Annotated in this window: 24 protein-coding genes and 3 pseudogenes; 9 read left to right on the top strand and 18 right to left on the bottom strand. The window is 53.7% G+C overall.

Features of this window, described 5'->3' with window-relative positions:
- Window positions 1-47 precede the first annotated feature (47 nt).
- Both SPI6313_RS25355 and SPI6313_RS08530 read left to right on the top strand, forming a co-directional pair.
- Window positions 48-182 (top strand): HepT-like ribonuclease domain-containing protein, encoded by a 135-nt coding sequence (locus tag SPI6313_RS25355; RefSeq protein WP_084669191.1) that lies wholly within the window; start codon window positions 48-50, stop codon window positions 180-182.
- Window positions 183-824: 642 nt separating this feature from the next.
- Window positions 825-1,991 (top strand): RRXRR domain-containing protein, encoded by a 1,167-nt coding sequence (locus SPI6313_RS08530; protein ID WP_072620612.1) that lies wholly within the window; start codon window positions 825-827, stop codon window positions 1,989-1,991.
- A gap of 95 nt (window positions 1,992-2,086) precedes the next feature.
- Here the strand turns inward: SPI6313_RS08530 and SPI6313_RS08525 are convergent, their stop codons facing one another.
- The 8 genes from SPI6313_RS08525 to SPI6313_RS08490 all read right to left on the bottom strand — a co-directional run bounded on the left by SPI6313_RS08525 (window position 2,087) and on the right by SPI6313_RS08490 (window position 10,323).
- Window positions 2,087-2,665, bottom strand: coding sequence for a hypothetical protein (locus tag SPI6313_RS08525; RefSeq protein ID WP_072620611.1), 579 nt, complete (start codon window positions 2,663-2,665; stop codon window positions 2,087-2,089).
- A 1-nt stretch (window position 2,666) separates the two neighbouring features.
- Window positions 2,667-3,572 carry an AAA family ATPase gene (locus SPI6313_RS08520; RefSeq protein ID WP_072620610.1) on the bottom strand — a complete coding sequence of 302 codons (906 nt, stop codon included), beginning with the start codon at window positions 3,570-3,572 and terminating at the stop codon, window positions 2,667-2,669.
- Between the two features lie 116 nt (window positions 3,573-3,688).
- The gene (locus SPI6313_RS08515; RefSeq protein ID WP_072620609.1) at window positions 3,689-4,600 is read right to left on the bottom strand and encodes a bifunctional riboflavin kinase/FAD synthetase; all 912 of its coding nucleotides are present in this window, start codon (window positions 4,598-4,600) and stop codon (window positions 3,689-3,691) included.
- A gap of 68 nt (window positions 4,601-4,668) precedes the next feature.
- The gene (locus tag SPI6313_RS08510) at window positions 4,669-4,962 is read right to left on the bottom strand and encodes an acylphosphatase (RefSeq protein WP_084669190.1); all 294 of its coding nucleotides are present in this window, start codon (window positions 4,960-4,962) and stop codon (window positions 4,669-4,671) included.
- Window positions 4,963-5,265: 303 nt separating this feature from the next.
- Window positions 5,266-5,838 (bottom strand): alpha/beta hydrolase, encoded by a 573-nt coding sequence (locus tag SPI6313_RS08505; RefSeq protein ID WP_072620607.1) that lies wholly within the window; start codon window positions 5,836-5,838, stop codon window positions 5,266-5,268.
- A 118-nt stretch (window positions 5,839-5,956) separates the two neighbouring features.
- Entirely contained in the window at window positions 5,957-8,185 is a 2,229-nt protein-coding gene (locus SPI6313_RS08500) for an O-linked N-acetylglucosamine transferase, SPINDLY family protein (RefSeq protein ID WP_072620606.1), read from the bottom strand.
- Window positions 8,186-8,299: 114 nt separating this feature from the next.
- Complete coding sequence (locus SPI6313_RS08495) at window positions 8,300-8,902, bottom strand: type IV pilin-like G/H family protein (RefSeq protein WP_084669189.1); 603 nt, start codon at window positions 8,900-8,902, stop codon at window positions 8,300-8,302.
- Window positions 8,903-9,003: 101 nt separating this feature from the next.
- Window positions 9,004-10,323 carry a class I SAM-dependent methyltransferase gene (locus SPI6313_RS08490; protein ID WP_072620604.1) on the bottom strand — a complete coding sequence of 440 codons (1,320 nt, stop codon included), beginning with the start codon at window positions 10,321-10,323 and terminating at the stop codon, window positions 9,004-9,006.
- Window positions 10,324-10,959: 636 nt separating this feature from the next.
- Here SPI6313_RS08490 and ggt point away from each other — a divergent pair.
- From ggt to SPI6313_RS08475, 4 genes are all read left to right on the top strand, one after another.
- On the top strand, window positions 10,960-12,507 hold the full coding sequence (gene ggt, locus SPI6313_RS08485; RefSeq protein WP_072620603.1) for a gamma-glutamyltransferase: 1,548 nt from the start codon (window positions 10,960-10,962) through the stop codon (window positions 12,505-12,507).
- A 149-nt stretch (window positions 12,508-12,656) separates the two neighbouring features.
- On the top strand, window positions 12,657-12,797 hold the full coding sequence (locus SPI6313_RS23455; RefSeq protein ID WP_175551105.1) for a hypothetical protein: 141 nt from the start codon (window positions 12,657-12,659) through the stop codon (window positions 12,795-12,797).
- Between the two features lie 48 nt (window positions 12,798-12,845).
- Window positions 12,846-13,313, top strand: coding sequence for a type II 3-dehydroquinate dehydratase (gene aroQ / locus SPI6313_RS08480; RefSeq protein ID WP_072620602.1), 468 nt, complete (start codon window positions 12,846-12,848; stop codon window positions 13,311-13,313).
- Between the two features lie 96 nt (window positions 13,314-13,409).
- Window positions 13,410-13,937, top strand: coding sequence for a hypothetical protein (locus SPI6313_RS08475; protein ID WP_072620601.1), 528 nt, complete (start codon window positions 13,410-13,412; stop codon window positions 13,935-13,937).
- Between the two features lie 212 nt (window positions 13,938-14,149).
- Here SPI6313_RS08475 and SPI6313_RS08470 read toward each other — a convergent pair whose 3' ends face one another.
- The 4 genes from SPI6313_RS08470 to SPI6313_RS08455 form a co-directional block, all read right to left on the bottom strand.
- Complete coding sequence (locus tag SPI6313_RS08470) at window positions 14,150-15,103, bottom strand: PhoH family protein (protein WP_217650546.1); 954 nt, start codon at window positions 15,101-15,103, stop codon at window positions 14,150-14,152.
- Window positions 15,104-15,112: 9 nt separating this feature from the next.
- Complete coding sequence (locus tag SPI6313_RS08465; protein WP_072620600.1) at window positions 15,113-15,511, bottom strand: KH domain-containing protein; 399 nt, start codon at window positions 15,509-15,511, stop codon at window positions 15,113-15,115.
- Complete coding sequence (gene rpsP / locus SPI6313_RS08460) at window positions 15,511-15,762, bottom strand: 30S ribosomal protein S16 (protein ID WP_072620599.1); 252 nt, start codon at window positions 15,760-15,762, stop codon at window positions 15,511-15,513. The genes SPI6313_RS08465 and rpsP overlap by 1 nt, the downstream gene beginning before the upstream one ends.
- Before the next feature lie 334 nt (window positions 15,763-16,096).
- On the bottom strand, window positions 16,097-16,432 hold the full coding sequence (locus tag SPI6313_RS08455) for a VOC family protein (protein WP_072620598.1): 336 nt from the start codon (window positions 16,430-16,432) through the stop codon (window positions 16,097-16,099).
- 196 nt (window positions 16,433-16,628) lie between these two features.
- Between SPI6313_RS08455 and dnaK the strand changes: the two genes are divergently transcribed.
- The 3 genes from dnaK to SPI6313_RS08440 all read left to right on the top strand — a co-directional run bounded on the left by dnaK (window position 16,629) and on the right by SPI6313_RS08440 (window position 20,718).
- Window positions 16,629-18,851, top strand: a complete 2,223-nt coding sequence (gene dnaK / locus SPI6313_RS08450; protein ID WP_072620597.1) for a molecular chaperone DnaK — start codon at window positions 16,629-16,631, stop codon at window positions 18,849-18,851.
- A 33-nt stretch (window positions 18,852-18,884) separates the two neighbouring features.
- Window positions 18,885-19,919, top strand: coding sequence for a DnaJ C-terminal domain-containing protein (locus SPI6313_RS08445; RefSeq protein WP_072620596.1), 1,035 nt, complete (start codon window positions 18,885-18,887; stop codon window positions 19,917-19,919).
- A 154-nt stretch (window positions 19,920-20,073) separates the two neighbouring features.
- Window positions 20,074-20,718, top strand: a complete 645-nt coding sequence (locus SPI6313_RS08440) for a histidine phosphatase family protein (protein ID WP_072620595.1) — start codon at window positions 20,074-20,076, stop codon at window positions 20,716-20,718.
- Window positions 20,719-20,799: 81 nt separating this feature from the next.
- Here SPI6313_RS08440 and pgsA read toward each other — a convergent pair whose 3' ends face one another.
- From pgsA to SPI6313_RS08410, 6 genes and pseudogenes are all read right to left on the bottom strand, one after another.
- Window positions 20,800-21,321: a CDP-diacylglycerol--glycerol-3-phosphate 3-phosphatidyltransferase gene (pgsA, locus tag SPI6313_RS08435; RefSeq protein WP_072620594.1), complete on the bottom strand. Its 522-nt coding sequence runs from the start codon at window positions 21,319-21,321 to the stop codon at window positions 20,800-20,802.
- Between the two features lie 33 nt (window positions 21,322-21,354).
- Complete coding sequence (locus tag SPI6313_RS08430) at window positions 21,355-23,607, bottom strand: CHASE2 domain-containing protein (RefSeq protein WP_139276588.1); 2,253 nt, start codon at window positions 23,605-23,607, stop codon at window positions 21,355-21,357.
- Window positions 23,608-23,620: 13 nt separating this feature from the next.
- Window positions 23,621-24,325, bottom strand: a pseudogene (locus tag SPI6313_RS08425) (IS630 family transposase); the annotation flags it as partial.
- 8 nt (window positions 24,326-24,333) lie between these two features.
- Entirely contained in the window at window positions 24,334-24,528 is a 195-nt protein-coding gene (locus tag SPI6313_RS23450) for a hypothetical protein (protein WP_072620593.1), read from the bottom strand.
- A 200-nt stretch (window positions 24,529-24,728) separates the two neighbouring features.
- Window positions 24,729-25,385 (bottom strand): annotated as a pseudogene (locus SPI6313_RS08415) (IS1 family transposase); the annotation flags it as partial.
- A gap of 66 nt (window positions 25,386-25,451) precedes the next feature.
- A pseudogene (locus SPI6313_RS08410) lies at window positions 25,452-25,865 on the bottom strand (helix-turn-helix domain-containing protein); the annotation flags it as partial.
- Between the last annotated feature and the right edge of the window lie 129 nt (window positions 25,866-25,994).

Raw genomic sequence — 25,994 nt, 5'->3', positions numbered from 1 at the left:
GCAAGAGTGAGTCAGAGGCTCACACTTAAGGACTTTGGTGTGCTGAAATCCGAGAGTTCACGAATGAAAGAACCTTCGATGATTTTCAAGATGATCGAAAGACAATCCGGGCCGTGTTGTATAACCTTGCCGTTATGGGTGAAGCCGTTCGCGATCTTCCACCCGAATTAGAATTTGGTTAGAAGCCTCTCTGCAAGAATTGATCAGCCTTTGAGCTATGGACGACAGCCCCGCGTTGTACCGCTTGCGGTCAACGTCGGGAAGGATAGTCCGCCAAAGCAACGAAGTGAAATTGGCAAGTTCTCCAGTGGAATGTCTACTGAAGAGCGTGGCAAATATTGAGCTGAGCTGATTTCCCTTCTACGCCTTTCTTTCGGGCAATGCACAGAGTAGACACCCATCGCTGGAATACGTTTTCTGGAAAAGCAAAAAACGTAATTAATGCAGAGAGAGAGAATTAAAAAGTGGGGCTGGGCATCTTCCTCACTCTAAAAAGCTCGAATCCTACGCTCTAGAACTAGAGATCGTTACAGATGCAGTAGGTGGGAGAAGCCAGAAGCGTATACTTGTATTGCTGTCTGGAGTATGTCACCAAACGATTGTGAGCTTCAATGACCCCCACCTGGCATCCGCCGAGGTGGGGGAGTGACCGGAGATAACCCGGTCGTAGCTGCGAATAGGCCACCAAGGTTAGTACGGCAACACTTCCGGTTGCTTCTCTAAATCGGATTATTTGTAAGGCCCTGGAATCTCAGGGAGTGGGTTCAGCCCAGAAACACCGTACTCACTGGCTGAAGAGACCTGTAGTTTTGGAATTATCTTCCATGCAACGCATCCCAGTCCAAAACCCTGATGGTACTCCTGCCATGCCCACTAAGAGTAGTCGCGCTCAAAAGTGGGTAGCGCAGGGCAAGGCCCAATGGGTGAAAACCAATCTACGGATCAAGGCAGTGCGCCTGAAAGCGGAGCCATCGGGTCGTAATACCCAGCCCATCGTGGTCGGGGTCGATCCCGGCAAACTCTATTCAGGGATTGCCGTTCAATCCGCTCAAGCGACATTATTCCAGTCCCACCTAGAACTCCCCTACCCCAAGGTGCGTGAACGGATGGATCATCGCAGAATGCTACGGCGTTCTCGCCGCAGTCGGCGGATTAATCGAGAGTTACCCTTCCAGCTACGAAATCATCGCCAAAAGCGATTTAACAACCGTAAACAGCAGAAAGTGCCCCCCAGTATCCGAGCCAACCGAGACCTAGAGTTTCGAGTTGTTCAGGAGTTGTCCCAACTATTCCCCATTGCCACCATTGGCTACGAGAAAGTTCGCGCCGACGTGGACTTAACCTCAGGTCGAAAGGGAGCAAAATCTGGGCAAGGTTTCTCTCCGGTCATGGTGGGGCAAGCCTACGCCATTGAGAAAATGGAGCAGATTGCCCCTGTCTACACTCGCTACGGATGGCAGCAGGATGGCAATGGCACCGCTCAACTTCGCTCTACCCTGGGATTGAAGAAGTCTCAGGACAAAGCAGAACAAATTCCCCAAACCCATGCGGTAGATGGTATCGCTTTAGCCTGTGGATACTTCATCGAGTATCGTCCCTTCCACCGGAAACGCAGTCACGGTTATCTTTGGTTTGGAGAGGTTAAGCTCACATCTGCCCCATTTGTGGTGATTAAACGGCCACCCATCAGTCGCAGGCAACTGCACCTCATGGTTCCCCGTAAAAAGGGTCTACGCCGCAAATATGGGGGCACAGTAACCCGCCATGGATTCCGGAAGGGCGATCTAGTGCGGGCTGAGATGGCAGGTCGCGTCTCGGTGGGCTATGTGAGTGGGGATACAACTCGGCAAGTTTCTGTTTCTGAGTTCACTGGGAAGCGTATTGGGCAGTTTAGTGCTGCCAAGGTTGAGCTACTCTATCGCGCCACGGGTATTTTGGTCAGTTGCCCGCAGAGATTGTCAGTCAGTGGGGCATTTAACCCCGCTGCCTGACGCTTGTTTCCTCCCCCACCTGCGGTGCGAGGTGGGGGTTTCCACAAGGAGTTTTTGATGAACACCCTAAATTCAGTTGAGGGTTTGATCGGACATTAAGGGGCATCCTCCCATACTGGCGCGAGGGTTTGGTAGTCGTAGGCACGGGCGTTGGTGTGACAAAGAACGCAGGTTTGCACCGATACCGTCGGCGGACAGCTTAACGCTTCATTTTGGCGGCAATAGTCGCCAACTTTGGGATGGAGAGCGCGGAAAAATCGTGAAGCGGAGAGGGTCGAGGGGAGGGTTTCTTCTCGCCCGGCGGGGCGGGAAAAGTTGCGCACGTAGTCCCACATCAGGCGCACGTCAATATTAGACAGCGGGGGGATATTGCCTTGGCTGCGGCGGAGGTTCACGCCAAAATGCTGCATCGGGTTTTCGAGGAGTTCCACCCATCGCTCACGGGGCAATAAAGCGGGTGGGACAGCCACATGGCAACTGCCGCAGCGGGCTACATAGACATCTCGTTTAAGGGTCAGTTCAGCCGGGACGGGATCGACGGATTTGGTCGGATCGATCGCAGCTTGGACGGGTTGGGGATGGAGGGCGATCGCTAACCCCAACCCCAACACTGCCCCCATAAATAGCACCAATACCCCCGCCAACCATTGCCGTATCCCTTGAATTCTTTGCATATCAATCCACCGGCACAGTATCTAACAATCGTTCAATAATCACCTTAGCCTGCTTTCCACCCGCCGGAATCATCCGATGGGCTAATACATAGGGCGCTAACACCTTGACATCATCCGGTAGCGTATAGTCGCGCCGATCAATTAAGGCATAGGCCTGGGCCGCACGTTGGAGGGCCACCGTTCCACGCGGACTCACCCCCAAAACCACCTCTGCATCCGATCGCGAGGCTCGTACTAACCTCAGAATATACTGTTGCAGCGCCGGAGTCACGGCGACTTGACGCGCTTGGGCTTGGAGTTCGAGCACTTCTTCGGTGGTGATGCAGGGTTCGAGGGTTGTCATGCTCATGGTTTGATGACGCTGCAACATCACCAGTTCTTCGGATTCCGTGGGATAGCCCAAGGACAGGGAGAGGGTAAAGCGATCCATCTGGGCTTCGGGGAGGGGGAATGTGCCTTGGTATTCGATGGGGTTTTGGGTGGCGATCACGAAAAAGGGCGCGGGGACGGTGAGAGCCACCCCGTCGATCGTGACTTGGGCCTCTTCCATCACCTCTAAGAGGGCGGATTGGGTGCGGGGGGTGGCTCGGTTGATCTCGTCGGCGAGGAGGATGTTGGCGAAGGCGGGGCCCGCTAGAAATTCAAATTCGCGGCTGCTGGGGTTCCAAATATTGGTTCCCGTCACATCGGAGGGGAGCAGGTCGGGGGTGCATTGGATGCGCTGGAATTTGCCGTTAATCGATCGCGCTAAGGATTTTGCGAGCAGAGTTTTCCCCACACCGGGCACATCTTCAAGGAGGGCATGGCCGCCGCTGATCAGGGCAGTGAGCACGAGGCGAATGGCGTGATCTTTGCCGACAATGACGCGGGCGAGGGATTCGGTAAGACGGGTGATGCGATCGCTCATAGCGGAAGAGGGAGGACTAATCATGGTTTGGATTTTAGGGGTTCAGGGCAAGATTTGCACAACTACACGGACGTTTTCGCCAATTTCTGGCCGCTCAGGCTTGTCTCTGTCCGCTTTTAGACCCGGGCCCCTTGGCAGTCGGCTGCAATTTGCGCTTTGAGGGCATCGAGAGAGGGAAACTTTTGTTCAGGGCGGATGAATTTTTCGATCGCGATCGCGAGGGTTTCGCCGTAGAGATTCCCCGACCAATCGAGTAAATGCACTTCAATCGTCGGCTTGGTTCCGGAGACCGTGGGACGACAGCCGATATTCATCACGCCGGTTAGGTTCCTCAGACCCGCCGCACTGGACACCCGCACCCGATAGACACCGTGGCGCGGCAGCAGCTTATGGTCGGGAACCTGCAAGTTGGCGGTGGGGAAGCCGATGGTGCGGCCCAGTTGTTGGCCTTGGACGACTACGCCGTTCAGGGTGTAGGGGCGACCGAGGGCCGCAGCGGCGATCGCCACATCCCCCGCCGCCAAGGCCTGACGAATTCCGGAACTACTCACCCGTTCAGTGTCGTGACAATGGAGGGGTGTGATCAACACTTCACAACCAGAGGCGGCAGCGATCGCTTGCAAGGCCGTTGCCGTACCGCTGCGATCGCGCCCAAAACAAAAATCCGCCCCGACGCTAACCCGTTGGGCCTGGAGTTGGGCGATTAAAATCTCGTCTACAAATGCCTGGGGAGTCATCCGCGCCAATGCCGCCGTAAAGGGCAACAGCACCAATTGCTCAATCCCAAAGGCTTCTAGCTGCTGGACTTTTTCCGCTAAGGGGGTAAGGAGGGGGCGGCGATCGCCGGAAAAAAACTCGCGGGGATGGGGGTCGAAGGTCACCACCGTAGACACCAGGGGGCTTTCGCCTAATTGCGGGCGAGCGATGGGGGCCATCACGGTCTGATGCCCTCGGTGAACGCCGTCGAAGTTGCCGAGGGCGAGGGCAGTGGGGGTTAGTGCTTGTTGAGTCGAAGAAGTGATCCACACGCTTTACATTTTGACACAATTGCCGTCAATTCCTCACAGCAGTGCTCAACTCTGGCTAAATCCCACCTTCAATAGCGCACCTCAAACGTCTTAAACCCTTGCACCGCCCGATATTCAACTTCTACCCGCTGAACAATGGCAGCATCTGACCCAGAATGACACCAATCCACCATTTTTTCCACCCTTACCTTGGGCCCCTCAAAAATCGCTTCAACCCGGCGATCGTCAAGATTGCGTACCCAGCCCCGGATGCCTGCTTGCTGTGCCCGTGCCACTGTGGCGAAGCGATAGCCAACCCCCTGCACTTTGCCAGAAATCCAAACATGGGCATGGACAACAGAGGGTTGGGATGAATAATTCATGAGCATTTGAGGCAATTTTAGGGATAGATTCACAGCCACAGGGCTATTCTCAGATCTACGGTACGGTATCATGGGCGGCTTTCAAAAAATCTTCGGGTCATTGCCGGTTCCACTGCGATCGCATCAGCCTGCACACCCATTGCTTGGGAACATCCCAGTTACGCAACCCCTCACCCTAAATTCCTCTCCCAAGCAGGGCGAGGAATTTCTGAATCCGTCTCCCCTTCCCCCTTCTTGAGAGAAGGAGTTGGGGGATGAGGACTATACAATCTAGATGTGCCAAAGTGGGATGCTCCCCATGGGTTAGAACCCCAAAGCTCCGAGTACATCTTCAACGGTTTCAATCCCGTCGCCCGCCGCTTCAATCATCGGACGCGCCCGCTGCACCGCCTCCATCAATTTTTCGCCATCCACATACATCGTGTCGGTGGGATAATTTTCAAAAAATTCTAACAGGGACACTCGATTATCTTGGGCTGAGGTAGCGATCGCCGCCCGCAACGCTGGCACACTTTCCTCGCGGCTATCCGGGTGAACCACCTGGCCCGCTTCCGCCAAGATACTATCCCCGTGGGAACTGTTCAACGCGCCTTGCAGCACAAGATAATTCACCGGCACAGTCCGATTCAGAGCCTCCCGGAGCAGGGCGGGGTCTTGTTGGCTCAAGCTCACCAATAATCCCAAGGAGGGGGATTGTTTCCCCGTTTCCGCAAAGCGGGTAATCTCTGACACTGGGATCGAATGGCGCAGAAAGCCGTAGGTCAAAACAATATCCTTAGCAGCATAGGCGGCCGTGCTGGGTAGGAAGGTCGCCAGGGTGACAACCATCGCAAGACTCGCCGATTGCACCACAGTCCGCAGGGAGGAGAACGCCATAACAAAAAACCTCAACCAATTTAAAAAAAGATAGCCATCAGCGTCAGCTAGACAGGAAAACCCCTAGGGCTGATTGATATTCATGATGACGGATTAGAGCGCGAAAAGATGCCGATCCTCAACCACTTTCTCGATCGGACTCTGGCAAATTAGCCGCTACATAGTCGGCCCACATTTGGTCGTAGGCGGCTTCCATATTGCGGGCAAATTGCCGACCGTTCCAGAGAGGAGCCGATCGCCGCGCTGCCCGTAATTTCAACATCACCTGCTGACGTAATTCGGCATCCGTGCCCAACTTCACCCCCCAATCCACATAGTCGGCGGCGCTGTGGGCGATGCCTTCGGTGATTCCGGCGTTGAGCATCATGGTGTAGCTGTTGCGGGCGGCGAACTGTTGGCCGACGCGGGTGACGAGGGGGATGCCCATCCAGAGGGTTTCCATGGTGGTGGTTGCGCCGTTGTAGGGGTAGGTGTCGAGGATGATATCGGCGATCGCCATATTGGCGCGGTGGTTGGCTTCGGCTAAGTCCACACCGAGGAATTTGAGGCGATCGCGCTCCACCCCCACCACATCCGCGAGGGCCAAAAATGCCTTTTCCATATCTTCCGTATCGTTGGAGCCTTTGATTAAAAAGTAACTACCGGGAACATTTTTAATAATTTCCAACTGAAAACGCATCGTGTCGGGGTGGCGTTTATAGCCTTTTTGGACGCTATAGAATGTGATCGCCTCCGTCGGTATGTCTAAATCTTCCCGGCGCAGGGTCGGCAAGCCCACCTCAAACCCATCGCAGGCAATATAACTATTGGGCAGCCGCACAATTTTTTCCTGATAGTAATCCTGGGCATCATCGGGCAACACATAATCATCGGCAATGAAATAATCAATCGTCGGAATCCCCGACGCATCCCACCCCAACCATGTCACCTGAATCGGCGCAGGCTTCAAGATCACCACACTACAAGTTGTGTCTACAGTAATGCTATCCAGTTCGATTAAAATATCAATTTCATCCTCAAAAATCGCATCGGCTAAACTGGCCACATTCGTTGATTTGAAAGCACCATTCACTTGGGAAATATACCAATCTTGTAGGGATTCTTGGTGCTCTGGCATCGTGACCAAATAGGCGTAAGTGTCATATTTTTCGCGATCGCTATGTTGAAATAACGCCCGTGCCAACCAGCCTACCGAATGCCGTCGCAAACAAAAGGAAAGATAGCCAATTCTCAGCTTGCGATCAGCCGGACGAGTGGAGAGGCGATCGCGGTGGCCTTGGCGGAAGCGGGCTTGGCGTTGGGGAGTGTGGCGGGCGGTATTTTCGGCGCAAATTTGGGTGATTTGCTGTTGAATATGGTGGGTTTGTTCTGGTTGGTCATGAAAATAGGGAGCAAAGAAATAGCTATTAAATAGTCGGGACACTTGTTCGAGGCTTAAATCTTGAGGCTGAATCCTAACAAATTTCTCAAATAATGTCTGTTGCTCTTGAAAAACCGCTGTACTTTCGTCCCAGCGTCCCCCCGTGATCACTAACGACTTCAATACAAGCTTCATAGCATCAATGCGATCGGCTAAGGATGTTACTAGCGCGAGATGTTTTTTGGCTGCTTCAATTCCTTTATAGTATTGGTCACCATTTTGATAAAATTCGGCGCGTGAGGCTGTTAGTTCGGTATTGGTTGGATCAAGTTGTAGGGCCGCTTCACAAATTGCGGCAGCAATTTCGGGCTGATATTGAATATAGCCAATATTTTTAGCTGCTTGTCCCAGAAGATTGATATAGTCAAGCTGATGCGAAGATTGTTCAAAGAAAGGAATACTGAGTTGAATTAACTCTAAGAGTGGTTCATGGGTCGGATCAATGTTCAATAGTTCCTGGATCACTACCATGAATAGCAAATGATCGAAGGGTTCAGCATGGTGTTGAATAAGTTCGATTAAATTAGCCGCTTCTAGCTGTTCTCTCTGGTAAGTCTTGCGCTGTAGATGGAGGCGCAGAACCTGGAGGTTATTATCTAGTAGATCTGGAAACAGCTCTTGAATTTTCTCTCGAATAATTAATCCATGGTTAACATCAACATTGATTTCTTGAAAGAAGGCTTCATGCTTGAGAATATCTAGTAATTCATGTTGCCATTGCTCGATTTCATAATCCTCACCTCCAAACATTGCCATTAACCATGTTGCCTGAGCTTCTTCGTGTTGTCCCCCCAACAACAGTACGATTCCTAAGTACCAGTAATTCTCTTTACAGTCCACATTCTCTTGAATAGCGGTTTCATACTGTTGAACAGCTTCGGCGTATTGACCGCTGCGATAGAGGCTGTGAGGATGATCAAGAGACATAATAGGTTCACAAGGTTATTTCCAGAGCCTTTAAAAACAAAGATGAGTTGCTAGCAACTCATCTTTGTTTTTAAAAAATATTTAAACGTTAGCAGCTAACAGTTCAGCGTTAACTTAGCTACCTAAGTCTTTCCAGCCAGCGCTCTCAACATCAGGCAGCTTAGCACAATCTAACTCTTGAGGACCAGTACCACCAGGTGCTGGTAAGCTGGCCACAGGAGGTGAACCTGTTTTGATTGTTTCGCAAAGTTTTGCAGATGTTGTGGACTCTCCTGATTGGTTACCTGTACCGGCATAGAGGGTGGCTACAATACCAACATAGGATTTCAAAGCAGGCTTAATTGGAGTGGCATAGACCCGAACTGCCTGGGAACCGATAGTTGCACCTGCAACTTGAATAGTACCCCCAGTCACCATCCTGTACTGATAGTTAACTGTTTGGGTTTGAATACCTAAACCAAGGGCTTCAACACTGCTTGTGAATCCTTGGTTTTCAAGAAACGCAGCCTGTTGACCCCGCATCATAGCGCCGACGTTATTGCGGGCTTCTGATTGTTTGGCTTTGTTGGCTTGACCCAGGAGGGAGGGCAGCGCGATCGCAGCAAGAATACCGATGATGATGATCACAACGAGCAGTTCGATCAGGGTGAAACCCTCATCTTCCTTGCGGGTGCTATTGAGATATTGTAAAAATTTGGCCTGAAATTCTGGTTTCATAGGACGTTTTGCCTCAACGCTGGCTAGCTTCATGTGTGTAAGATACCCAGTTTAAACCCGCGACCCATCATCGACGCTAAATTTTTTTAGATTGTTGCATTTCAAGGAGTGATCAGGAGGTAGCCCCCCGCCTCTAAACCTTGTGCCGCGCTGTACAGGGTCGATCGCGCCTCGTCTGGTGTTGTGGGCGCTTGGGTGATTGGGTTGAGGGGATGGAGGGTTTGCCAGTGTTCGGTAAGGGCTTGAAAGGGTTGGGGCTGCTGGAGTAGGGGAATGAGTAAACCGGCGGCCAACGTAGCATCAATCACCGCCGCCGTGCCGACATGGCGTAAAAATGCCCCCAGATTAAAAGGCTGGAGTTGGGCCACACACCGCTCTAGCTCAGTCCGGACGGCGGGGATTTGGAGTTGGGGGTGTAGATGGATCGTAGACCGAAGCCAATCGGATTGGCTCCAGGTGTCGAGAGGTTGAATCGTGCTGGGGGGTTGAGGATGACAGCACCAGAGATCAATGAGGCGGTTGCTGGGGTGCAAAAGTTCAATCAGAGTGAGTTGGTCTTCGAGGCTAGCTTCGGGAAGGGCGAGTTGCCAAAACACAGGGAGATCATCGGGAGTGTTGAAAAGATCAAGAAGATTCCAATTTCGCCATTCCACCATGCTGATAAATTCAAGGTTTGTTTGGCGAAGAAAGTCAAAAACCTGCGGAATGGAAAAACCGCGATCACCCATCAGCAAATAATTCGCCAAAATTGACTCTTTCGACTCGCCTGCCTTGGGCCAATTCGTCAGTTGCTTCAGCATTGTGTTATCGTGCAAAGCATCAAAAGTGTCTCGCACAATATCGACCTCAGTATCTTCTGGATTACTTTCCATCAAGCCCATAATCCGAAATACTTCCTGGGCACGCAACATCATGCCACGGCCATATAAGCTGTGGAGGTTAAACCGTAGAATGCCCGTCGGTTTTAACACCCGACTCATGGCAGCCAAACCCGCCGCCGGATCATCGAGAAGATACAGCACTTCATCACAATTGATGTAGTCAAATTCAAGGCCCAAACTGGGTAAATCTTCAAGATCTAACACTTGAAATTCAACGTTTTCAATACCATGATACTGAATTCGCTTTTTGGCAAATTCCACCGATTCCGGGGACAGATCAACACCGATCACCTGGCTGCTCGGATTGGCTTGGGCGAGGCCGAGGGCTTTGATGCCGGAACCGCATCCCGCATCTAAAATCACCATGCCGGAAGGGTCGATCACGGTGCGATCGCGCCGATAAAACGCCGTGATCAGGTTATGAATATACAGAAAATCCGGATTATTCGCGTAGGTGTGATCGATAGGCGTGCTGGGATAGGGGCAATGGTCGAATTGACGGCGAATTTTTTCGCGGAGTTCGGGATCGGGGGTAGACATAGGAAAAGATGATACGACGGGGCAGAATGCCCTCATACCCAACCCTTCTCCCGTGGGAGCTTCTGCTGATACATAATCTTCACTTGTTGACTTAGCCTGGGCTTGATCCCCCTAAATCCCCCTTACTAAGGGGGACTTTTTTTTGAGTTCCCCCCTTACTAAGGGGACTTTTTTTCGAGTTTCCCCCCTTACTAAGGGGACTTTTTTTTGAGTTCCCCCCCTTACTAAGGGGACTTTTTTTCGAGTTTCCCCCCTTACTAAGGGGACTTTTTTTTGAGTTTCCCCCTTACTAAGGGGACTTTTTTTTGAGTTCCCCCCCTTACTAAGGGGACTTTTTTTCGAGTTTCCCCCTTACTAAGGGGACTTTTTTTCGAGTTTCCCCCCTTACTAAGGGGGACTTTTTTTTGAGTTTCCCCCCTTACTAAGGGGACTTTTTTTCGAGTTTCCCCCCTTACTAAGGGGGGTTAGGGGGGATCAAGCTAGGGTGTTCACTTGTGCGATCGATTGGTGTATAGGCAGAAGCCTGCGCGAGAGGGTTGGGGTGAGAGGTTTCTCAATCCTGCCTGTATTTTAGCGGAGGCGACCTATGGCACAATCAAAAGCGGTTTCGTTGACAGGATCAATCTGTAGAGTGATATGGGAAAAACACGGGGCGGAGTAGCAGCCGGACATCCACAGACCGCAGCGGCGGCGATGACGGTGTTTGAGGCGGGGGGGAATGCATTTGATGCGATCGCAGCGGCCATGCTCGCCTCCTTTGTCACAGAACCCACCCTCACTTCAGCGGCGGGGGGCGGGTTTTTGTTGGCTCATTGTGGCGATCGCCCCCCCATCCTCTACGACTTTTTCACCCAAACCCCCCGCGAAAAACGACCCGTGGCGGACTTGGATTTTTACCCCGTTGATGTGAATTTTGGCGATGCGGTGCAGTCGTTTCATGTGGGCCTAGGGGCGATGGCCACACCGGGAAATTTAGCGGGGGTGTGGACGGTGCAACAGGAGTTGGGGCGGTTGCCCTTTGGGGTGGTGGCTGAACCGGCGATCGCCTACGCCCGTGATGGTGTACCCCTCAGTGATTTTCAAGAATTTTGCATCAATACCGTCCTCGCGCCGATTTTACTCGAACGGGCCGAATCCCGCCGCATCTATGCGCCTACGGGTCGCCTCGTGCGCTACGGTGAACAGCTTGTGCATCGAGAGTTTGCCCACACCTTAGCAGCGATCGTGAGTGAGGGGATTGATCTGTTTTATCGGGGGGCGATCGCCGATCAACTGGTGGCCGACTGTCAAACCCACGGCGGTTATCTCACCCATGCCGACCTCGCCCATTACCAAGTGATCAAACGGCAACCCTTACGCATTAACTATCGCGGTCAAACCCTTCTCACCAACCCGCCCCCCAGTTCCGGCGGCGCGTTAATGGCCTTTACCCTCCAACTCCTGGCCACCGCAGGCTTAGACACCCTGCCCTGGGGCAGCGAAACCCATCTCCGCGCCCTGATTCGCGCCATGCAACTCACCAACCAAGCCCGCACCGATGGCTACGACGATCGCATCCATGACCCCACCATCGCCGCTGAGTTCCTGGGCGCGGATCACTTCGCCCCCTATCAAGCCGCCCTCGCCGCCGGGTTAAACCGCTGGGGCAGCACCACCCACATCAGCGTCATGGATGAATGGGGCAACGCTGCCAGCGCCACTACCTCCAACGGCGAAGGCTCCGGCTACATGATTCCGGGGACGGGGATTATGGTCAACAATATGCTCGGCGAAGCGGATCTCAACCCCCAGGGGTTCCATGCTTGGGCAAGCGATCGCCGCATGTCTTCGATGATGGCCCCAACGATGATCCTCACCGATGGTCAGCCCACCCAGGTTTTTGGTTCCGGGGGGTCGAACCGGATTCGCACGGTACTCACGCAGATCGTGACGAATTTGGTGGACTTTGGGGATGATCTCAGGACCGCCATTGCTCGCCCGCGTTTGCATTGGGAAAGCGGCACATTGAACCTCGAACCGGGCTTAGGCGAAGGGCTGGAGTTGAGCGATCGCTACACCGATCATCAACTGCATTGGCAAGCCCAAAATATGTTTTTTGGGGGGGTGCATGGGGTGGAACGCCTCCCCAGTGGCGAGTTTGCCGGGGCCGGGGACGATCGCAGAGGCGGCGCATTTTTGCCCTAAAACCTGCATTTTTTATTAAGAAGATGATCAAAAAACTTTAAAAATCGTTACAATGTAAGGAATAATTGAAAGCAAATTTAGAAAACTCGCGATCAAGCCCGAAAACTACCGTTAAAATTAAGTTAGGTCTTGCAGGAGCACTTTGTTCAATGGACTATCTAGACAAGGTATTGGAACAACTCAAAGATTGGGCACGCCGGATTGTGGATGCTCTCTTTGGCCCGGAACCGGAACCCGAACCTGAGCTCATTCCGATTCCTGTGGACAATCCACGCCGCCATGTACGCTAGTCCTTCGAGTGCTCAGTGCAAACTGAGTTCCTCTTTGAGGCAATAGTCATGGCACACCACCCGAATACTCCGTTTAAACTCCTGGTTTTGCACGGTCCCAATCTCAATCTATTGGGCCGTCGTGAGCCAGGAGTTTATGGTACAGTCACCCTCGACGAAATTAACGCCGCCCTAGCCACGGATGCGGCGGAGTTGGGGGCAACGGTGGATTGCCTGCAATCCAATCATGAAGGGGTCTTGGTGGATCGGATTCATGATGCTTGGGGGGATATCGATGGCGTGATTATTAATGCCGGAGCTTATACGCATACGAGTGTTGCGATCCGTGATGCGATCGCCGGGGTGCAGATTCCCACGGTGGAAGTCCATCTCAGTAATATTTACCAGCGCGAACCCTTTCGCCACCATTCCTATCTCGCGCCGGTGGTGCTTGGGCAGATTAGCGGCTTTGGGGCGATGAGCTATCGCCTCGGTTTGCGGGCGATCGTGGCCCATCTTCAGGCCCTCAATGCTTAGGATCGAGTCCGTTTCGGGACGCATGATCAGAATATTGGTCAGGTTTGGCAGGATTCGCCGCTAAAATTGGGTGTGCATCCTGAACATTGCTGTCCTATGCCTGATTTATCCCCCCTGACTGTAACGGAAATTGGCGCGATCGCTGACCCCCGCGATCGCGCCCTCACCCTCCAAGCCCACCTCCCCCACCTCAGCACCCGCTCAGACTTGCTCGAAACCCTCCAAACGTTCATTCAGCAAGAAGCCGATCCCGGTGTCCTCTCGATTGCGATTCGGGCATTAGCCCATTACGGGACGCAGGATCTCGGCGTGTTGAACTGGTTTAAAACCTATAGCCAATATGCCCAGAATCCTATGGTGCGATCGCTGGCGGTGCAAGAACTTGCCCAAAATTGGACGACGGATTTTAACGTCTATGAAATTCTTTCCAAATGCGCCTTTGCCGATCGCTTTCGTCGCCAACATCCCGATGAGGTGAATCCCCGCTTCTCTGCCTTAAAAGCAATGATCGAGCATTATCACGACCTGCCCCAAACCTGGGAGTTTGTCAGCGATCGCGCCGCCAACGACAACGACCCCCAAGTGCGCGACTTTGCCCAAACCCAACTGGATCAGCGATCGTGAGGCATGGCGATCCAATAGCGCAATCGATGTTTTATGGCAGTAGTCGGAACAGTTAGGACATTCAACCAGCGCACCCTGAGCGGAGTCGAAGGGTAAGCGGCCGGCCGGGCTATCTCCTGCGGAGACGCTACGCGAACGACTCCGCTCAGCCCTCAGCAGTCTCTTGTGATTAACAAATCTTAGATGTCCTAACTGACGTGACCACTGCGATATCACCGTTTTTCGTACTGTTCGTAGGCTGCCACAATCCGCTGCACCAAAGGATGGCGCACCACATCCGCCGCCGAAAGTTGGCAAAATGCGATCCCCTCCACCGCTTTTAAAATCCGTTGCGCCACCACCAAACCCGAATCCTGCTGATTGGCTAAATCGGTTTGGGTAATATCGCCCGTGACCACCATTCGCGACCCGTAGCCTAAGCGCGTCAACACCATTTTTAACTGGGCTGGCGTGGTGTTTTGGGCTTCATCCACAATCACAAAGGCATTTTTTAAGGTGCGTCCCCGCATATAGGCCAGGGGAGCCACTTCGATTTTGCCCCGCTCCATCAAGTCGGGGATTTTTTCCGGGTCGATAAATTCGTAGAGGGCATCGTAGAGAGGGCGCAAAAACGGATCAACTTTTTGCTGCAAGTCCCCCGGTAAAAAGCCCAGTTTTTCCCCGGCTTCCACGGCGGGACGGGTGAGCAAGATCCGCTCACAATCATCATTGAGTAAGGCTTTCACCGCCAGCACTGCCGCCAGGAAGGTTTTTCCGGTTCCGGCAGGGCCGATGCAAAAGGTGACGCTGTGGGATTGGATGGCGTTGATGTATTGGCGTTGGCGGAAGGTTTTGGCGCGGATCGATTCGCCGCGACGGGTGACGGCGAGGATGTTTTTTTGCAGGTCGCGGTAGTCATCGCTGCGCTGGGTATCGACGGCATGAAAAGCGGTTAAAATATCCGGCTCGCCGATGGTTTGCCCTTCGTCCCAGAGGGGTTGCAGCGATCGCACCACCTGCCGACACCGTTCCACGGCTTTCGGTTGTCCCGTCATCATCAAGGCTTGCCCCCGCAACACAGCGGTTACACCCGTCTGGCGCGAGAGCAATTTTAAATGGGCTTCACCAATGCCCGCGAAGGCGATCGCCGTCTCAGGGTTAGGGAACTCGATCGTTTCCGTGATCACGGGATCAACTTATCCATTACGGCGAGGGCGAGACGGACGTGGCAGGGACGGCTTGGGCGTTGAGCGGTTGCTACTGCGTTGGCGCGATCGCCCCGCCGGACGCGAATCCGTCTGGCTGACGGGTTCCGGTGGCTTCCCGAAAACTTCGAGACGAGCCGTTTGTCCCGCATTTTGAGCAGTGGCCGCTAGGACGGTACGGATGGCTTCGATGTTGCGTCCCCCGCGTCCGAATACCCGCCCATGATCCGCCTCTTCAAAGGCAACGCGCACCAAAACACCCAAATTCCCACGAACATATTCACAATTAATCCGCAGCGCATCGGGGGTATCGAGCAAGGGTTCAATCAAAAACCGCACCAACTCACCATAGTCGGGATACGAGCGTTCGAGATTGATCGACTCAGACATTAGGCATTTTTGAGTTGTTCAAACACTTGAGCTTTGGTCAACAAATCCCGCACGGTTTCCGTCGGTTGTGCTCCTTGCTTGAGGCGGGTGACAATGGCCGGAACATCAAGGCGGGTTTCGTCGGTGCGAGGATTGTAGAAGCCTAATTCTTCGAGGGGACGACCATCACGACGGGTGCGGCTGTCCATAGCCACGATCCGATAGCTGACTTCACGCTTTTTACCGTACCGTTTGAGGCGAATTTTGATCATGGGAGCTGGATTACTTTTGTCTAAAAAGTTGTGCTTTACGATTGTACGAGGTTTTGTGGGAATTCGGAAAGGGGTAGACCGCAGCAACAGCAATTCTCATTTGAGAACATTTGTCCTGAAATCATGGCTTTCTGAGGCTTTCCATCCCGATAGTCTGAACGACAGAATGCGGGTTTCAATCGCTAAAAGGGCCTAAAAATAGGCGCTTCAGCAAGAATTATTTTTAAAATGAGAATTGCTGGAATGAAGAAGCGCCCTCCTCTCATCATTGACCCCAGGCACCGCCATCTTTCTACGGCTAGGACGTTACAGGAGTATGCATCTGCTCAGTTGTTTAAATGTTTGCGTTGAAAGGGTTGGTTGCCTCTGGCCAAAGGGCATGAATTTCGTCAGCCTGCTGTGCGGCGCTGAATCGTTCCCAAACGATGCCATTCACATCCACATCACTGGAAAACTCGTCAACCGTTGAGTCTTCCCAGCCTAAATGACGCAACGAACCCGGCGCACAGGAGGCATCTTGACGCACAGAAAGATTCAGTGTCTCTGTGCGCCACAGGGCATATTCACCCGGAATCGCAGCGCAGGGACGTTGGCCGAGTCGTTGGGAATAGTCTTCGATGGTTGCTTCAATCTTGGTTGTGGAAATCGCAAGATGTAGTTTTCTGGTCATGGTTTCAGGGTGGAGAAGAGATCAAGAGTGCAGCGATCGCTTACACTCCCTCTGTCATATCCCAATCTTGCGCCACCCGTGGCCCCATGGGAGAGACTTGATCCAGACAAATCAGCCCTACTCTCTAGACGCAGCACCCAAGCTGTAGCAAGATACAATAGACCATAATGGCTTAACATTTGTTCAGAAACAACGCATGGGAAGAGTAGTCGGCATCGATTTGGGAACCACAAACTCCGTCGTTGCAGTGATGGAAGGCGGTAAACCGCTGGTTATTGCCAACGCGGAAGGGATGCGTACCACCCCGTCTGTTGTCGGATTTAATAAGGACGGGGAACTTGTGGTCGGGCAGATGGCCCGGCGGCAAGCGGTTCTCAATCCGAAAAACACATTCTATGCCCTCAAACGTTTCATCGGGCGCACCTACGGCGAACTCACCACCGAATCCCGCCGCGTCGCCTACACCGTGCGCCGCGATGAGAATGGCAATGTGCGGATTCCCTGCCCCCGGCTGCGGCAGGATTTTGCGGCGGAAGAATTGTCGGCGAAGATTTTGCGCAAACTCGTCGAAGATGCCGAGCGGTATTTAGGTGAACCCGTGACCGGAGCGGTGATCACTGTACCGGCTTACTTTAACGATTCCCAACGCCAAGCCACCCGCGACGCGGGCAAAATTGCCGGCCTCGATGTGCTGCGGATTATTAATGAACCCACGGCGGCATCGTTGGCCTATGGGTTAGATCGTCAGGATAATCAGACGATTATGGTGTTTGACTTGGGGGGCGGCACCTTTGATGTGTCGATCCTTGAAGTGGGGGATGGGGTGTTTGAGGTGCGGGCCACCAGTGGCGATACGCAACTGGGGGGGAATGATTTTGATCGGCGGATTGTGGATTGGTTGGCTGAACGGTTTTTAGAGCAGGAGGGGATTGATCTGCGCAAGAGCGATCGCCAAGCCTTCCAACGCCTCACCGAAGCCGCTGAAAAAGCCAAAATCGAACTCTCCGGCGTGGCCAGCACCGAAATTAACCTCCCCTTCATCACCGCCACCGATGACGGCCCGAAACATATCGAAACGACTCTGAATCGCGCCGACTTTGAAGAACTCTGCGGCGATCTCCTCAGCCGGATTCGGCGACCGATTAAACGGGCGATTAAAGATGCGGGCCTGAGTCCGCGCCAAATTGACGAAATCGTTTTAGTGGGCGGTTCGACGCGGATGCCGATGGTGCAAGACCTGGTGCGGATGTTGATCGATCGCGAACCCAACCAAAACGTCAACCCCGATGAAGTGGTAGCCGTGGGGGCAGCGGTGCAGGCGGGGATTCTCTCCGGCGTGGTGAAAGATGTGCTGCTGCTTGATGTCACACCCCTGTCCTTGGGTTTGGAAAGCATTAGTGGCGCGATGAAAAAGTTAATCCCGCGCAATACAACGATTCCGGTGCGGCGATCGGAAATTTTCTCCACGGGGGAAAACAATCAAACCGTGGTAGAAGTCCACATCCTCCAAGGGGAGCGGGAAATGTCCCAGGATAATAAATCCCTCGGTCGGTTTAAGCTGGCGGGGATTCCTCCCGCGCCGCGTGGTGTGCCGCAAATTCAGGTGGCGTTTGATATTGATGCCAACGGAATTTTGCAGGTGACGGCCATGGATAAAACCACGGGCCGCGAGCAAAGTATTGTGGTGCAGGAAGCCTCTACCCTGAATCAAGGGGAAGTGGATCGGATGTTGCAAGAGGCCGAACAGTTTGCCCAGCAAGACCGGGAACGCCGCGAACGGGTGGAAAAACGCAACCGGGCTAAGGCCTTGGTGGATCAATCTCAACGCCGTTTGCGGGAAATTGTCCTCGATTTCGGCACGCAGTTCGCGAGTTATTATCGCCGTCAGATTGATGCCTTGATTCAGGATCTTGAAGCGGCGTTAGCGAAGGATGATGAACGGGCGATCGATCGCACCTATGCCGATCTTCAAGACGCGCTCTATGAGTTGAATCGGGAAGTGCGGATGCAGTACGAAGATGAAGAGGATGATGGTTTTTTTGGCTCGGTGAAGCGCACGTTTTCCGGCGATAAGAAAGCCCGCGATCCCTATCGCGATCCCTATCGCCCGGCTCCCTACGCGCCGCCCTACGGTGCGCCGAATAATCCCTACGATACGAATCCCTACGATTTTGATGATCCCTACGGTGCGCCGCCGCCGCGTCGGGGAGCGCGATCGCCCTACGATGCCCCCGCTCCACCGCCGCCGCGTTCGGCCCCACCACCCTACGATGATCCCCGTGGCTCCCGTCGCCCGCCGGATCGACGCAGCACCGACGGGCGCGACTGGAACCGCCCCAGCAATAGCCGCCCACCGAGCGATCGCGCTCGGTCTCGGCCCAGCTACGATGATTGGGATGATGATGATGACTGGTTCTAAGTCGGGGGCACACCACGCGGAGAGAGGAATTGAATGACAAAAATGCAGAACTTTCGCAACTACTACGAGATTCTGGAAATTGAAACCCAGGCGACACCGGAGGACATTAAGCGGGCATTTCGGCGGTTGGCGCGGCGTTATCACCCGGATATGAATCCAGGGGATAAGGTCGCCGAGGATAAGTTTAAGGACATTAACGAAGCCTACGAGGTGCTGTCCGATGGGGGACGGCGATCGCAATACGACCAGTTCACCCGTTTTGTCCAAACCGGCACGAAGCGCAAACCCAGCCGGGGCGCAAGTAATGGCCAAGACCCCAACGCCTACACGGATTTTAACCGCTTTGTTGAAGACCTCCTCACCCAAGAGCGCAACACCAGCAGCGCTCGCATGGATGCAAATACCCCCGAAGCCTACCGCCAGCGACGCACCAAAACCGAACGCCCCGCCGGGCAACCCCGCCCGGAACGCCCCCCCACCAGCGCACCTCGTACCCAAACCCGCCGCCCGGAACCTCGTCCGGAACCCCGCCCCGAACCCCGCCAACGTCCCCGCGATGTGGAGGCAAATCTCTCCATTCCCTTAGAAAAGGCGTTTACCGGGGGGCGGGAACGGATTCGCCTCGATGATGGGCGATCGCTGGAGGTGGATATGCCCGCCGGAATGATTGACGGCCAAAAAATCCGCCTCCGCAACCAGGGCATCAACGGCGGCAATTTATATCTCAAAATCACCGTCGATCCCCACGATCGCTTTTCCCTGCGCGATCGCGATGTGCTCTGTACCGTACCCGTAACGCCCAGTGAGGCAATTTTAGGGGGATTGGTGGAAGTACCGACCCTCGATGGGTTGGTGAAAATGAATGTGCCAAAGGGGGTGCGATCGGGTCAAAAATTGCGCCTGGCCAATAAAGGTTTCCCCCTCGAAGACAGCGACAAACGGGGCGATCAAATCGTCGAAATCCAAATCCTGATTCCCCCCAACGTCTCCCCGGAAGAGGAAGCCCTCTACGCCCAGATCCGCGAGATTGAAACCTTCAAGCCCCGCCATGATTTCGTCGCATCGTGAGGCAGGATCATCACAGCACGACAGCGAGCTAATCTAGGGTTAAAGTAGCGAGCTAATCTAGGGTTAAAGTAGCGAGCGGGACGCTCGCACTCCAGGGCATCCATGGGAAAAGTTCGATACAGTAAGGACGAAAACGCGATCGCACCCTCAACCCATGCCCCAAACTGTTTGGATTGCCCGTCACGGAAATCGGATTGATTTCGTCAATCCGGACTGGTTTCTCACCGCTGAACGCCGCTACGACCCACACCTTTCCGGCGATGGCATCGTCCAAGCCCAAGAACTCGCCCAACGACTGCGATCAGAACCCATCGATCGCATTCTCGTTTCACCCTTCTTCCGCGCCATCCAAACCGCCCACGAAATCGCCCAGGTGATTAACTTACCCCTCTACATCGAACCCGGCCTAAGCGAATGGCTCAATTCGGAATGGATGACCGCCATGCCCGAAACCCGCACCATGGACGAGTTAACCGCCCAATTCTCCGAAATTGACCCCACCTATCCCCCCTGTCTCCTCCCTACCTTTCCCGAAACCCAAGACCAACTCATCGAACGGGCAGGCGAAGCGGCGCGGCGCATCGTGGCACGGTTCCCGACGGAAAATCTGCTCCTGGTGGGCCATGGTGCATCGGTGGTGGGTGCGTCCTGGGGGTTATTGAGCGATCGCCCCAAGATTCACGCCTCTCTTTGTTGTTTAGTGCAGTTGGAGCGACAGGATTCCCCATGGCAGTTAATTCACGACGGCAGCGACGTGAGCCACCTCACCCATCCTCAAACCCAAGTTCGCCTCGTTTAGTGAACGTGATGAGGGGTTACTGTCGAAGGGTGAACAAGAGCGATCGCAATCCCTGAGGATTGATTGAGGAGCGCATCGAGCTTAGGGGGAAGGGTCGGTGCTAGGACGCGGCCAGAGATAGATCGCGCCAGAGATCAGGGTGAGGAGAACGGCGATCCAAAAAATGAGTTGGGCAATGATGGGCCAGGGGGCGGGTAAGGGGGCGATCAGCAGGGCGATCGCGATAATCTGCACCACGGTTTTCGCCTTGCCCCAAAGATTCGCCCCGGAAATTTGGGTTTGATTGACGCGCCAACCGGCGATCGCTAATTCTCGCCCCAAAATCAAAAACACTCCCCAGGCTGGAATCAACCCCATTGCCACCAAACTCAACAGGGGAGCCAACACCAAGAGCTTATCCACCAGGGGATCAAGAAATTTCCCCAAATCTGTCACTTGGTTGAGGCGACGGGCGAGATAGCCATCGAGCCAATCTGTACCAGCGGCGAGGAGAAACACCCCCACCGCCCACCAGCGATGGGAGGCCGTGGGAATATAGAGCCAGTAGAGCAGAAACGGCACACCAGCGAGGCGAGAAACAGTGATCCAAGTGGGTAGATTCAAGGTCTTGATTGCGAAAGGAAGGGGGCGATCGCCTCACGCCCTCGACTGGCTATGATGAATCGCCGCTTGGATAAATTTTTCCACACGGGGGGGCACAACGGTGAATTGCACTTGGATGGTTTGGGTGGGAGCGTCGAGAACCGTGACTTTTGCATAGAGGGGCGTGAGGGGTGACGCGAAGGCCAACTGGAGCGAGCAGAGTAACTCCGGGACAAATTCCGTTTGGAGTTGGGCGGCGTTGGTGCTGATGCGGACAATTTCCGCCCTGAATTGATGGTCACTAATATCTTTGTCTTGAATCATGGTGCATTGCACCGGAATCGGCGATCGCAACAACACCAACGGCTCCCGTTTCTGAGGCAGGGCTAAATCATAGGGCGCACCGATGCCCGTCACGTCATAGAGCGTGACGGCGGTATCAAAGCCCTTGGGGTGCACTTCCCGCTGTTGGCACACGGTTAAAGGAGGAATGACAGCGGTGAGGGTTGACCAAGAAATGAGCACCTGATCCCCAACGGTATAGGACTCAATCCGCGATGCAAGGTTAATCTGGCTGCCCACCACAGTCCATTTGGCATATTTTGCCGAGCCAATATTCCCCACCACCACCGACCCGGTATTAATCCCAATTCCCATTTGGATCGTGGGTAGCTCGGCGGCTTGGAGGCGTTGATTAACGCGGGGCATGGCCAACTGCATCGCGATCGCACAGGCCACCGCCCGCTCCGCATCATTGGGTCGTGATGTTGGTGCGCCAAACAGGACTAAAATCGCATCCCCGATGAATTCATTAATCGTGCCACCGTACTGGTTAATCACATCGGTCATCTCCTCAAGGTAAATGTTGAGGAGAGCCACCACCTGTTCCGGGGAAAACCGTTCAGAAATATTAGAAAACCCCCGCAGATCCGACATTAAGATCGACACCTCTTGACGCTGGCCACCCAAATTCAAACCGGCCGGGGTTTCAAGCAGCGTCGCGACAATTTCATCACTGACATAGCGGCTAAAAATCGAGCGCAGACTAGCGGTGCGATAGGCGAGATACCCCATAATCCCCAAGGCGGCCCCGGCAATGCCCAACAGTGGCGGCACAAGGGGCAACCACCACCCCGCCAAAAACGCGCCATAGCTCCCAAGGGCTAAGGCAGCGATCGCCCCCAACAGCAACCCGATCGATCGCCACGAAAGGCGCTTCTCCGTCTGGGGATAGCGTCCTTGCCAACTGATCACCGTCGCCAGGGTCGTCCAAGCCGCCAACCAGAGAAATTCCAGCCATTCGGGCCAACTCCGCAGGGGAGCGCGTTCCCCCAAGGCCGCCGCAACAATCTGACTGGCAAGATGGGCATGCACCAGCACCCCCGGCACACTGTCGATTTTTTCGAGGAGGGTTCTACTGTAGGGGGTTTGGGTGAGGTCGCGATGGCTGTGGGCAGTGTAGCCAATCAGGACGATGCGATCGCGAAATGCCTCCGGCTCAATCCGTCCCTCTAGCACATCCACCATCGACACCAGCGGAAACGGCAGGCGATCGCGCTTGTGGGGATGATAGCGAATCAACACCTGATAGCCCCTATGATCGAGGTGAGTATAGCCGCCACTGTAGGGTCCTAAAGCCGGGAGCACCGTCTCTTGAAACTTGATGTAATACTGCGGGGCTGGGGTTTCCCCTTCCGTGATTCCCCGGCGTTTGAGGTACAAACTCGCCAGTTTCATCCCCAACCCATCCACAATCGTGCCATCGTGGGCTGTCAAGTACAGCAAACCCCGGCGAGCCGTCCCATCCGCATCCACCGGCACATCACTAGCCGCCACTTGCCCCAACTCAGCCAACACCGGCGGCGGCGCGATCGGGGCATCTTCCCCATCCCGCACCGCCTTACGAATCCCGATCAGGTTGGGGGTGCTGCGATACACCTGCACCAGTTCGTCATAGCCGGGTTCGAGGGGGAGCGATCGCACAATATCCAAACCGATCGCAGCGGGATCATGGGCGCGGATTTGGCGAATTAAGCGGGCGAGGGTGGTATCGGTGGGAAAGGGTTGGGCGAGGGTATCGAGATCCGTTTGAGAAATGCCCACAATCACCACCCGTTGATCCGGTGGCAGCACCGGCTGCCAGCGCACAAATTGATCAAACCAAGCCAATTCTAAAAACTGCAATAATCCCGCCCATCGTAAGCAAAGCACCACAGCCGTAACGCTAGGGGCTGCGACAATAATGCCACGCCACGGCCAGAGATAGGCTCGGAGCTTTGACCCAATGGCGGCTGCTTTCTTGATCACAACTAGTGTCCAGTCAACAATCAATTGACGGATAGAGATGTTGTAATTTTAGCCTGGCATCAGCCGTTGTAAATCGCCAATCAATCCATGTTTCCTGATGATTGCGCTCGTCTTGCCAGGCATCCACTTCACGCTTGAGTGTCTCCTGATCAGGAATCCGGCGACTTAAGCACTGACGACTCAAAACACTCAGTTCAATCTCGGCCATATTCAGCCAACTGCCATGTTTGGGGGTATGGCAGAATTCCAATCGACTCAAGATGCGTTGTGCTTCTGCCGGTTCAAAGGCTTTGTAGAGTGAGGCCGGGGAATGAGTATTGAGATTATCCTGAATGACAATGATTTTTTGGGCTTGGGCGTAATCGATATCCACTAACGTTTTGAGCAAGTGGGCATAATCTACTGCGGTGCGACGCTCTGTGACCGTCACGCGCCGCCACCCAATCATCGGTTCACAGACCATAAACAGGTTAGCTGTCCCGTTGCGCTCATATTCATAATCCACCCGTTCGGGCTGCCCCGGTTGAGCCGGAATGGGTAGGCGGGTTTCTTTGACTAACTGTTTGCTCGCTTCATCAATGCAAATCACAGGCATGTTTGGGGTGTAATCCGTCTGATAGACCGTCAAGACTGCCTCCATATGCCAGACAAACTCTGCGCTTTGGCTCGGTGGAATTACCCAACAGCTTTGTCGCCAGGGTTGGAGTTCGTTTTTTTGGTAGTGCATTAGATTATTGTGGGGAAGGAGAGGATATCCTGCCAACTCCAGCGATGGTCAGTCAATCCTGCTCGTTGTGCCGCCGTGCTCTTGTAGCGACTGTGCTGCCAGATCCAGTTGAAATAACTCACCACTAAACGCACCGTCACCTTTGTCTGCTGCCACAGTTTGCCAAACTTGTTCTGTCGCTGATTGACTGACAAAACTTTGAAAACTCTTGTCCCATAGGCATCTCAGCGATCACCTCTGTAGAGAGCCATAACTGAGTACTGGCAAGGCTTCTGCCAATTCCAATCCAGTGCCAAGATGGTTCACGATAAGGGGGCTCCGATTATAAAACGCTGAAATCCAGGCATAGTGAGGGTTTTTGAGGTTTGGGCACAATCTTTTGTCAGTCAACCAGGTTCTGTCGTCGATGCCACCTACCCGTCTGCTGCCTGATAATTCCATTGGTACGCTCCAACCGTTGCGTTTGGTCTTTGCCAATGTAGTGCTCAATTTCCAGCGGCAGTACCCGCTCATATCCTCCCCAGTTGTCACTATTCCATTGCTGGCAATGGGTCTTTCCCTCCGTGCTCACCACCAGTTCTTCAATCAGTTCATCGGTGTGTTTCCCCACTCGTGCTGTCAAGATTAACCCGCTCGAATCTGCCAAACTCATCGCAATCCAGCAATCGCCTACTTCAACTTCTTCGGGCAAGCATTGTTTGTTTTTTTTCACGAATGACCACATCTCATCAGCACTCACGTCCTCCGTTTCCACGCCCTGCACTTGGTCGTTATGAACCAGCAAAGCTTTAGCACTGGCGGCACGAATAATACTGACCACGGTGTTATAGGCTAATCCGCTGATGCGGCTGACTCCTCGCAAGCTAGTGCCTTCACTGTGGGCTTGAAGTACTTGCTCAATCTGCTCCGGAGTAACATGGCGATAGTAGTAGAGGGTGTCAAAACTCTCGGCAAAGGTTTGCTGGCAGTGAGGGCAGAAGTAGCGTTGATGACCATTGGGCATTTTGCCGTGTTTGTGGGTTTTGGGATGACCGCAGAGCCGACATTCCATAGTTTTAGTGCAGTGGTAACGATTCCTCTACTTTACCAAACCCACATCATTTTGACGCACTACCGTTTTTTTTAGCAGTTGCCGCACGCTTTCATGGCTGATGTCATCGACATAGTCCAACTCCACCATCTGCTGTGCTAATAAACGTAACGTCCATCGCCCCTGACCTGCGGGCGGTTCACTACAGCACAACGCCACTAAGTGTGCCTCCGTTGTGCCATCCAACTTTCGGGGGCGACGGGGATGGGGACGAGGGCTTAAGGCTGCCTCTAGCCCCTCTTCGACAAATCGTTTCCGCACTCGCTCAATGGTTCTAAGGCTAATATCAAGGGCTTCTTTTATATCCTGATCTCGCCAACCGGGGGATTGCTGGCAATCGGCTTTGAGGAGAATTCGGGCATGATTGATCAGAGCCGCAGCTCGTTTCCCCGTGGTGACAATTTCCTGGAGGTTTTGTCGTTCTTCGTCGCTTAAGCGCACAACGTATTTTTGACCATGTCAGCCTTGGTTGAGAAACTGACTTCATCTTACTCTTCTCACTCGGCACTATCTCTTTGACTAAGCACTAGCGATGTTGCCAACCGGTTAGCCTTCCTCCTCTAAACCTTG

Source organism: Spirulina major PCC 6313 (genome assembly GCF_001890765.1).
Lineage (GTDB): Bacteria > Cyanobacteriota > Cyanobacteriia > Cyanobacteriales > Spirulinaceae > Spirulina > Spirulina major.
The sequence above is the reverse complement of the archived record's forward strand: the minus strand, read 5'-3'. Positions and strand labels throughout refer to the sequence as shown.

Excerpts from the sequence above, each read along its gene's own strand:
- SPI6313_RS08530 (WP_072620612.1), top strand. The coding sequence starts at position 825 with ATGCAACGCATCCCAGTCCAAAACCCTGATGGTACTCCTGCCATGCCC.
- SPI6313_RS08525 (WP_072620611.1), bottom strand. The coding sequence starts at position 2,665 with ATGCAAAGAATTCAAGGGATACGGCAATGGTTGGCGGGGGTATTGGTG.
- SPI6313_RS08520 (WP_072620610.1), bottom strand. The coding sequence starts at position 3,572 with ATGAGCGATCGCATCACCCGTCTTACCGAATCCCTCGCCCGCGTCATT.
- SPI6313_RS08510 (WP_084669190.1), bottom strand. The coding sequence starts at position 4,962 with ATGAATTATTCATCCCAACCCTCTGTTGTCCATGCCCATGTTTGGATT.
- SPI6313_RS08505 (WP_072620607.1), bottom strand. The coding sequence starts at position 5,838 with ATGGCGTTCTCCTCCCTGCGGACTGTGGTGCAATCGGCGAGTCTTGCG.
- SPI6313_RS08500 (WP_072620606.1), bottom strand. The coding sequence starts at position 8,185 with ATGTCTCTTGATCATCCTCACAGCCTCTATCGCAGCGGTCAATACGCC.
- SPI6313_RS08495 (WP_084669189.1), bottom strand. The coding sequence starts at position 8,902 with ATGAAACCAGAATTTCAGGCCAAATTTTTACAATATCTCAATAGCACC.
- SPI6313_RS08490 (WP_072620604.1), bottom strand. The coding sequence starts at position 10,323 with ATGTCTACCCCCGATCCCGAACTCCGCGAAAAAATTCGCCGTCAATTC.
- ggt (WP_072620603.1), top strand. The coding sequence starts at position 10,960 with ATGGGAAAAACACGGGGCGGAGTAGCAGCCGGACATCCACAGACCGCA.
- SPI6313_RS23455 (WP_175551105.1), top strand. The coding sequence starts at position 12,657 with ATGGACTATCTAGACAAGGTATTGGAACAACTCAAAGATTGGGCACGC.
- aroQ (WP_072620602.1), top strand. The coding sequence starts at position 12,846 with ATGGCACACCACCCGAATACTCCGTTTAAACTCCTGGTTTTGCACGGT.
- SPI6313_RS08475 (WP_072620601.1), top strand. The coding sequence starts at position 13,410 with ATGCCTGATTTATCCCCCCTGACTGTAACGGAAATTGGCGCGATCGCT.
- SPI6313_RS08465 (WP_072620600.1), bottom strand. The coding sequence starts at position 15,511 with ATGTCTGAGTCGATCAATCTCGAACGCTCGTATCCCGACTATGGTGAG.
- rpsP (WP_072620599.1), bottom strand. The coding sequence starts at position 15,762 with ATGATCAAAATTCGCCTCAAACGGTACGGTAAAAAGCGTGAAGTCAGC.
- SPI6313_RS08455 (WP_072620598.1), bottom strand. The coding sequence starts at position 16,432 with ATGACCAGAAAACTACATCTTGCGATTTCCACAACCAAGATTGAAGCA.
- dnaK (WP_072620597.1), top strand. The coding sequence starts at position 16,629 with ATGGGAAGAGTAGTCGGCATCGATTTGGGAACCACAAACTCCGTCGTT.
- SPI6313_RS08445 (WP_072620596.1), top strand. The coding sequence starts at position 18,885 with ATGACAAAAATGCAGAACTTTCGCAACTACTACGAGATTCTGGAAATT.
- SPI6313_RS08440 (WP_072620595.1), top strand. The coding sequence starts at position 20,074 with ATGCCCCAAACTGTTTGGATTGCCCGTCACGGAAATCGGATTGATTTC.